We start from the raw sequence: 7,248 nt of genomic DNA on the forward strand, positions 1-7,248 counted from the left end.
GTGCCCGGTCACAGCACGGGCACCGTGCGGATCGCCACCGGACCCCTGATCCTTCCGAGAAGGAGTACGGCCATGAGCACCGCTCCCACCCCCGACAATCCCCAGGGCTGGTCGTTCGAGACCCGACAGATCCACGCGGGCCAGAACCCCGACCCTGTGACCGGGTCGCGCGCCCTGCCGATCCACCAGACCACGTCCTTCGTGTTCCCGGACGCCCGCACGGCGGCGGCCCGGTTCGCGCTCGAGGAGATGGGTCCCATCTACTCGCGCCTGACCAACCCCACCACGGAGGTCGTGGAGAACCGGGTCGCGTCCCTCGAGGGCGGCGTGGGGGCCCTGATGGTCTCCTCCGGGCAGGCCGCGGCCACGCTCGCGATCCTCAACCTGGGCGGCGCCGGGACCCACGTGGTGGCCAGCCCGTCCCTGTACGGCGGGTCGTACAACCTGCTCAAGCACACGCTGCCGCGCATGGGCGTGGAGACCACGTTCGTCTCGGACCCGGACAATCCCGCGCAGTGGCGGGACGCGGTGCGCGAGAACACCGTGGCGTTCTTCGGTGAATCCATCCCGAACCCCCGCAACGACGTGTTCGACATCGAGACGATCGCCGGGATCGCCCACGAGGCGGGTGTCCCGCTCATCGTGGACAACACGATCGCCACGCCCTACTTGGTGCGGCCCATCGAGTGGGGCGCGGACATCGTGCTGCACTCGGCCACCAAGTTCCTGGGCGGCCACGGCACGGCGATCGGCGGGTTCATCGTGGACACCGGAGCGTTCGACTACTCGCGGGACCCTGAGCGCTTCCCCGGTTTCAACCAACCGGACGAGACGTACAACGGACTCGTCTACGCCCGCGATCTCGGTGCCGACGGGGCCTTCGGCGTCAACCTCTCGTACATCCTCAAAGCGCGCGTGCAGTTGCTGCGCGATCTGGGGACCTCGATCTCTCCGTTCAACGCGTTCTTGATCGAGCAGGGCATCGAGACGCTGTCGTTGCGCATGGAACGTCACGTGGCCAACGCGCAGAAGGTCGCCGAGTGGCTCGAGGCCCGCCCCGAGGTGCGCTCGGTGTCCTACGCCGGTCTGGAGTCCTCGCGCTGGCACGACCGCGCCCTGAAGTACGCGCCCAAGGGTGCCGGGTCGGTGCTCGGTTTCGTGCTCGACGGCGGCCGGGACGCCGGTGTCGCGTTCGTGGACGCCCTGAGCCTGCACTCCAACGTGGCGAACATCGGTGACGTGCGCTCCCTCGTGATCCACCCCGCCTCCACGACGCACGCCCAGCTCAAGGACGAGGAGCAGCTCGCGGCCGGCGTGGAACCGGGATTCGTGCGGCTGTCCGTGGGTGTCGAGGGCATCGACGACATCCTCGCGGACCTCGAGTCCGGATTCGCCGCGGTGGGTGCGCGCGGCGACGCTGCCGGCGACGCGGCGTCGTCGGCGGAGGACACGGGGAACTGACCATGACGGTCGTGGGCAACGGGCCGCGCACGCGGCGCGACGGCGTCGTACGGCGGGCCGAACTCGGCGAGCTCGTGCTCGAGTCCCGGTTCCGGCTGCCGGACGTGCACCTCGCGTACGAGACGTGGGGCGAGCTCGCGGCGGACGGTTCCAACGCGGTGCTGATCGAGCACGCGCTCACGGGTGACACGCACGTGGCGCGCGGTGGTGCGGGGCATGAGGACGCCGCGAGCGCTCCCGAGGGCGCGGCCGCCGCGGCGGACGGTTGGTGGGACGGACTCGTGGGCCCGGGTGCCGCGATCGACACGGACCGCTACTTCGTGGTGTGCGCCAACATCCTGGGTGGGTGCTACGGCAGCACGGGACCCGCGAGTCCCGCACCGGACGGCGTCCCGTGGGGCTCGCGTTTCCCGCGCGTGACCGTGCGGGACTCGGTGACCGCGGAGGCCCTGCTCGCTCGGGCGCTCGGAGTCTCCCGGTGGCGGCTCGTGATCGGCGGGTCCATGGGCGGGGCGCGCGCCCTCGAGTGGGCCGTGTCCCACCCGGATCGGGTGGCCGCGTGCGCCGTGATCGCGGCCAACGCGCGCGTGGGTGCCGAGCAGCTCGCGTGGGGACAGGCACAGTCGCTCGCGATCCGCCAGGACCCGAACTTCCGGGGCGGCGACTACTACGCGGGCGAGTACCCGGAGGCGGGTCTGGGGCTCGCGCGGCGGATCGCGCACATCACCTATCGCAGCGCGCACGAGCTGGAGACGCGCTTCGGCCGCGACCCCCAACCCCGTGAGGACCCCGAGGCCACCCACGTCGCGGACCGCGGTCGGTACCAGGTGGAGAGCTACCTGGACCACCAGGCGTCCAAACTCGCGGGCCGCTTCGACGCGAACTCGTACCTGAGTGTCAACGAGACCTTGATGTCGCACGACGTCGCTCGGGGCCGCGGCGAGCTACGGGACGTCCTCGCCCGCACCCGGTGCGAGTGGCTCGTGGCCGCGGTGGACTCCGATCGGTTGTTCTTCCCCTCGGAATCCGCCGAACTCGTGGCTGCGCTACCGGGGGAGCAGGAGCTGCACACGATCACGTCCCCGAGCGGGCACGACGGGTTCCTCATCGAGACCCCGCAGGTGGGCATGTTGCTGCGGGAGACCGTGCTGCGGGACTGAGCAGGGAGCCCTGACGGGCCGGCCTGGCCGGGGAGACCCAGTGGGCCCGGGCCGGCTCAGCCCTCCCGGTCCTCGCCGGGAATGCCCTCGCCCGCACCGGGGATCGTGGTGCGCCCGAACGAAGGGCGCTTGGCGGTGATGTTGTCCCCGGAGCTGCGACGCCGGATCCGGCGGCCGACCCACGGGACCAGGTACTTCCCGGCCCACACGAGGTCCTCGCGACGCGCCTCGCGCCACGTGCGCACGGGACGGTCCCCGAGCTCGCCGGGGACCAGGTCGTGCTCGACCCCCAGGGAGTCCAGGACCTCGCACGCGATGAGCTGGTGGCCCAGGGGCGAGAAGTGCAACCGGTCCGGTGCCCACATGGCAGGTTCCCCCAGTTGCTGCAGTCCCCAGAGGTTCACCATCACAGCGTCGTGCCGGGCGGCCACCACGCGCAGGTTCTCGTTGAAGATCGCCACGCGCCCGCGGATGCTGCGCAGCACGGGGGTGTTGCCGATGTCCGGGCCGTCGAACATCGTGACCGTGGCACCCGTGGCGGCGAGTTTCTCGATCACGGCGTCGAGCCGCACCGCGATGTCGTCCGGATCCGCACCGGGTCGCAGCATGTCGTTGCCGCCCGCGCTGATGGTCACGAGGTCCGGGCGCAGTTCGATGGCCGGTTCCAGCTGTTCGTCCACGATGCCCTGGAAGAGCCGACCGCGAATCGCGAGGTTGGCGTACGCGAAGTCGTCGGTGTGGCGCGCGAGCTCCTCGGCCACGCGATCGGCCCAACCGCGCACACCGCCGGGTACGGCGTCGTCGGGATCGCCGACGCCCTCCGTGAAAGAATCGCCGATCGAGACCATGCGGTGCCAAGGGTGCTTCGGGTCGGAGGGGGCTCGGGAGTGAGTGCTCTTATCCATACCCGGTTTCTAACACACCCGCCTGAACGACTCAGGCCCGCGGGCAGTGCCGGGTGGGCATGTCAGGATGGAACCATGCAGCAAGCTCCCCACGTGATCTGGAACAACGAACCGCAGGACCGCGCCGGAACACCCTTGGTGGTCATGTTCCACGGCTACGGTTCGTACGAGGAAGACCTCATGGCCCTGAGCTTCGCGCTACCGCAGGGCTACACGTACGCGTCCGTGCGCGCACCGCAGCGTGCGGGCATGGGGTTCCAGTGGTTCCCGCTGGCCGCAGATCTCGCGTTCACCACGGACGCCGTGGTCGCCGCGGCCGAGGCCGTGATCGAGTGGTTGCGCGAAGAGTCCCAGCAGCACACGCACGTCTTCCTACTGGGGTTCTCCCAGGGCATGGCCATGGCCACGACCGTGGCGCGTCACGTCCCCGAGCTCGTGGACGCCGTCGTGGGGATGTCCGGGTTCGTGATCCCCGTGGCGCCCGACGACGCCCAAGCTGATTTCTTCCGGGACGACCGGCTGCGCGCCGAGCCGCTGCGCATGTTCTGGGGCCGGGACCCGGAGGACCCCGTGATCACCTCGGTGCTCGTAGACGGCACCGCCGAGTGGGCCAACGATCACACCGAGCTGACCAAGATCCAGTACCGGGGCATCGGTCACGGGGTCTGCCCGGAGGAACTCGCGCACATTAAGGAGTATCTCCAGGCCGCCGTGGACGCGACCTCGTAGGGCGTCAGCCCGTCACGATGCGCACGGGCGGCAGCTCCGCCCCGACCACCGCGATCACGTCTCCGGCGTGCAGTTGCGCGCCGCGGCGCAGTTCCACCGCGCCGTTGACCGTGACCTGCCCCTCGGACACCAAGTGCTTGGCGTGTTGGCCGTCCTCCGCGAGGTTCGCGAGCTTGAGCGCTTGGCCCAATCGGATCATCTCGTCACGGATCGGGAGTTCTTCGTAGTCGTCGTGATGCATGGGTCCATCCTCGCAGGCTCGGGAGTAGCCTACATCGGTGACTTCTCCCACCCCCGTCCGCCGTCCCGCCCCCACTCCACACGCGCACGCCCGGAGCCCGCTCGTCCTTCTCACGGGGGTCGTGCTGAGTATCCTGGCGGGCTCGTGCCTGGCCGTCCAGTCGCGGTTCAACGGCGCGCTGGGCCGCGCCATGGGGGACCCGTACCTCGCCGCGCTCGTGAGCTTCGGGATCGGGTGCGCAGTGTTGCTCGTGGGCTCCGTCCTACTGCCTGCGGGCCGGCGCGGCGCGGCGCGGTTGCCGGGCGTGCTGCGTACGCGGCGGATCCGCTGGTGGTACTTCCTGGCCGGGGTCTTCGGCGCGTACCTCGTGATCGCGCAGACGCTCACGACGGCGCTGCTGGGCGTGTCCGTGTTCATCCTGGGTCTCGTGGTGGGTCAGTCCCTGGGCGGGATGCTCGTGGACCGGTGGGGGATCGGACCCGGCGGGATGCAACCGCTGAGCCGCTACAGGGTGCTCGGCACCGTCCTGATCCTGGCCGCCGTGGCCGTGGCCATGGCGCCGCGGTTCTCGGCGGGTTCCCTGCACATGTCCACCCCGGCGTTCGTGGGCGCGGTGGCGTTGCCGGTTCTGGCGGGTGTGCTCAACACGGTGCAGACGGCGTGGAACGCTCACATTGCCGCGGCCACCGGGACGCCCCTCACATCCACGCTCACGAACTTCGCGGCCGGGACCGTGGCACTCGTGGTCGTGGCCGGTGTGGCCCGCTGGCTCACGCACCCCGGCCCCGTGCAGTGGCCCCACGAGTGGTGGCTCTATACGGGCGGGATCCTGGGCATCGTGTTCGTGGCCGCCGGGGCGGTGCTGGCCCGGCACGTGGGTGTGCTGCAGACCAGCCTGGGGCTCGTGACGGGCATGCTGCTGGGGGCCCTCGTGCTCGACGTCGCCGTGCCCACCGCGGCCACCGTGGTCACCCCCGTCACGGTCGTGGGTACGCTGGCCACCCTCGTAGGCCTCGTGGTCGTCACACTCCCGTGGGGTTCACGCCGCCGTTCCTGAGGCGCGATTCTGCATGGTGTGGTCGGGAATCCGTCGCCCCACGATTGATTGCACGTGTAATGGTTTGTCGTTAGATTTTTCGTGAGACGCACGTCACAGTGGAGCGCCGCGAGGAGATGACCGTGACCCAGATCCCACATTTCATCGCAGGCACACGCGTCCTGGGGGAGTCCGGGCGATTCGGGGACGTCTACAACCCCGTGCAGGGCGCGGTCGCGGCGCAGGTGCCCCTGGCCACCGCGGACGAGGTCGAGCGCGCCGTCACCTCGGCCCAGGAGGCGTTCCACGTATGGTCCGCGCTCAACCCCCAACGCCGGGGGCGGCTCTTGCTCAAATGGGTGGACCGGATTAACGAGAACGCGGACGAGTTGGCCGAGCTGCTGTCCAACGAACACGGCAAGACGCTGGAGGACGCGCGCGGGGACATTCAGCGCGGCGTCGAGGTCGTGGAATTCGCCGCCGGGGCACCCCACCTGCTCAAGGGGGAGTTCTCCGCGAACGCCGGCACGGGGATCGACGTCCACTCGGTCCGCCAGCCCCTCGGCGTGGTCGCGGGAATCACACCGTTCAACTTCCCGGCCATGATCCCGCTGTGGAAGACCGGCATCGCGCTCGCAGCGGGCAACACGTTCGTGCTCAAGCCCTCGGAACGCGACCCGTCCGTGCCCGTGCGGCTCGCGGAACTCGCCGTCGAGGCCGGGATGCCCGAGGGCGTGCTGAACGTGGTCCACGGGGACAAGACCGCCGTGGACGCGCTGATCGAGGAGCCGCGCGTCAAGGCCATGGGATTCGTGGGTTCGAGTCCGATCGCCCAGTCCATCTACGTGGCCGCCGCGCAGCACAACAAGCGCGCCCAGTGCTTTGGGGGCGCCAAGAACCACATGGTCATCATGCCGGACGCGGACCTCGAGCAGGCCGCGGACGCCCTCATGGGCGCCGCCTACGGCTCCGCGGGGGAGCGCTGTATGGCGGTGTCCGTGGCGGTGCCCGTGGGGGAGGCCACCGCAGACCGGTTGGTCGACCTGCTGCGCGAACGTATTGACCAACTCACCCTGGGCCCGTCCCTCGACCCGGCTTCGGACGTCGGCCCGGTCGTGGGCCCGGACGCCAAGGAACGCATCGAGCGCTACATCGGCATCGGTGAGCAGGAGGGCGCCACGCTGCTCGTAGACGGGCGCGGCGCGGAGGTCGCGGGTCACCCCGACGGCTTCTGGGTCGGGGCCACCCTGTTCGACCACGTCACACCGGACATGCAGATCTACAAAGACGAGATCTTCGGCCCCGTGCTGTGTGTTGTGCGTGCCGAGGACTACGAGGAGGCCCTGCGCCTACCCTCCGAGCACGAGTACGGCAACGGCGTGGCCATCTTCACGCGCGACGGGGACACCGCGCGCGACTTCACGTCCCGGGTGGACGTGGGGATGGTGGGCGTGAACGTCCCGATCCCCGTGCCCATCGCGTACTACACCTTCGGCGGGTGGAAGGCCTCCGGTTTCGGCGACCTCAACCAGCACGGCACGGATGGGTTGAAGTTCTACACGAAGACCAAGACCGTGACCACGCGCTGGCCCTCCGGGGCCAAGGAGGGCTCGAGCTTCGTGATGCCCGCCGGCAGCTGAGCGGGCCCGCGGGCGCCCGCGGGTTCCCTTCCACGGGGCCCGGCCCGTGGTCCCCGCCCCATAGGTCCCGCGCCTC

General features: G+C 70.1%; 7 protein-coding genes. 5 read left to right on the forward strand and 2 right to left on the reverse strand.

The window, feature by feature from the left end; all coding sequences use genetic code 11:
• Positions 1 to 72 precede the first annotated feature (72 nt).
• Together B3I25_RS04375 and metX are read left to right on the forward strand one after the other, a co-directional pair.
• The gene (locus tag B3I25_RS04375; RefSeq protein ID WP_286737948.1) at positions 73 to 1,461 is read left to right on the forward strand and encodes a bifunctional o-acetylhomoserine/o-acetylserine sulfhydrylase; all 1,389 of its coding nucleotides are present in this window, start codon (positions 73 to 75) and stop codon (positions 1,459 to 1,461) included.
• Positions 1,462 to 1,463: 2 nt separating this feature from the next.
• On the forward strand, positions 1,464 to 2,621 hold the full coding sequence (gene metX, locus B3I25_RS04380) for a homoserine O-acetyltransferase MetX (RefSeq protein WP_064846922.1): 1,158 nt from the start codon (positions 1,464 to 1,466) through the stop codon (positions 2,619 to 2,621).
• Between the two features lie 56 nt (positions 2,622 to 2,677).
• Here metX and B3I25_RS04385 read toward each other — a convergent pair whose 3' ends face one another.
• A complete protein-coding gene (locus tag B3I25_RS04385; RefSeq protein WP_064846923.1) occupies positions 2,678 to 3,526 on the reverse strand; it encodes an SGNH/GDSL hydrolase family protein in 849 nt (282 codons plus the stop codon).
• A gap of 75 nt (positions 3,527 to 3,601) precedes the next feature.
• Here B3I25_RS04385 and B3I25_RS04390 point away from each other — a divergent pair, with 75 nt between their 5' ends.
• Positions 3,602 to 4,255, forward strand: a complete 654-nt coding sequence (locus B3I25_RS04390) for an alpha/beta hydrolase (RefSeq protein ID WP_064846924.1) — start codon at positions 3,602 to 3,604, stop codon at positions 4,253 to 4,255.
• Between the two features lie 4 nt (positions 4,256 to 4,259).
• Here the strand turns inward: B3I25_RS04390 and B3I25_RS04395 are convergent, their stop codons facing one another.
• The gene (locus B3I25_RS04395) at positions 4,260 to 4,496 is read right to left on the reverse strand and encodes an RNA-binding S4 domain-containing protein (RefSeq protein ID WP_064846925.1); all 237 of its coding nucleotides are present in this window, start codon (positions 4,494 to 4,496) and stop codon (positions 4,260 to 4,262) included.
• Positions 4,497 to 4,533: 37 nt separating this feature from the next.
• On the opposite strand from B3I25_RS04395, the gene B3I25_RS04400 reads away from it, so the two are divergent.
• Together B3I25_RS04400 and B3I25_RS04405 are read left to right on the forward strand one after the other, a co-directional pair.
• Positions 4,534 to 5,553: a DMT family transporter gene (locus B3I25_RS04400; protein WP_286737949.1), complete on the forward strand. Its 1,020-nt coding sequence runs from the start codon at positions 4,534 to 4,536 to the stop codon at positions 5,551 to 5,553.
• A gap of 116 nt (positions 5,554 to 5,669) precedes the next feature.
• On the forward strand, positions 5,670 to 7,172 hold the full coding sequence (locus B3I25_RS04405; protein WP_286737950.1) for a CoA-acylating methylmalonate-semialdehyde dehydrogenase: 1,503 nt from the start codon (positions 5,670 to 5,672) through the stop codon (positions 7,170 to 7,172).
• The last annotated feature ends 76 nt before the right edge of the window (positions 7,173 to 7,248 follow it).

Source organism: Kocuria sp. UBA1838 (assembly GCF_002338785.1).
Lineage (GTDB): Bacteria > Actinomycetota > Actinomycetes > Actinomycetales > Micrococcaceae > Kocuria > Kocuria marina.

What these genes read in the sequence shown, in the direction of transcription:
- B3I25_RS04405 (WP_286737950.1), top strand. Translation starts at nt 5,670, where the DNA reads ATGACCGTGACCCAGATCCCACATTTCATCGCAGGCACACGCGTCCTG.
- B3I25_RS04395 (WP_064846925.1), bottom strand. Translation starts at nt 4,496, where the DNA reads ATGCATCACGACGACTACGAAGAACTCCCGATCCGTGACGAGATGATC.
- B3I25_RS04385 (WP_064846923.1), bottom strand. Translation starts at nt 3,526, where the DNA reads ATGGATAAGAGCACTCACTCCCGAGCCCCCTCCGACCCGAAGCACCCT.
- B3I25_RS04390 (WP_064846924.1), top strand. Translation starts at nt 3,602, where the DNA reads ATGCAGCAAGCTCCCCACGTGATCTGGAACAACGAACCGCAGGACCGC.
- metX (WP_064846922.1), top strand. Translation starts at nt 1,464, where the DNA reads ATGACGGTCGTGGGCAACGGGCCGCGCACGCGGCGCGACGGCGTCGTA.
- B3I25_RS04375 (WP_286737948.1), top strand. Translation starts at nt 73, where the DNA reads ATGAGCACCGCTCCCACCCCCGACAATCCCCAGGGCTGGTCGTTCGAG.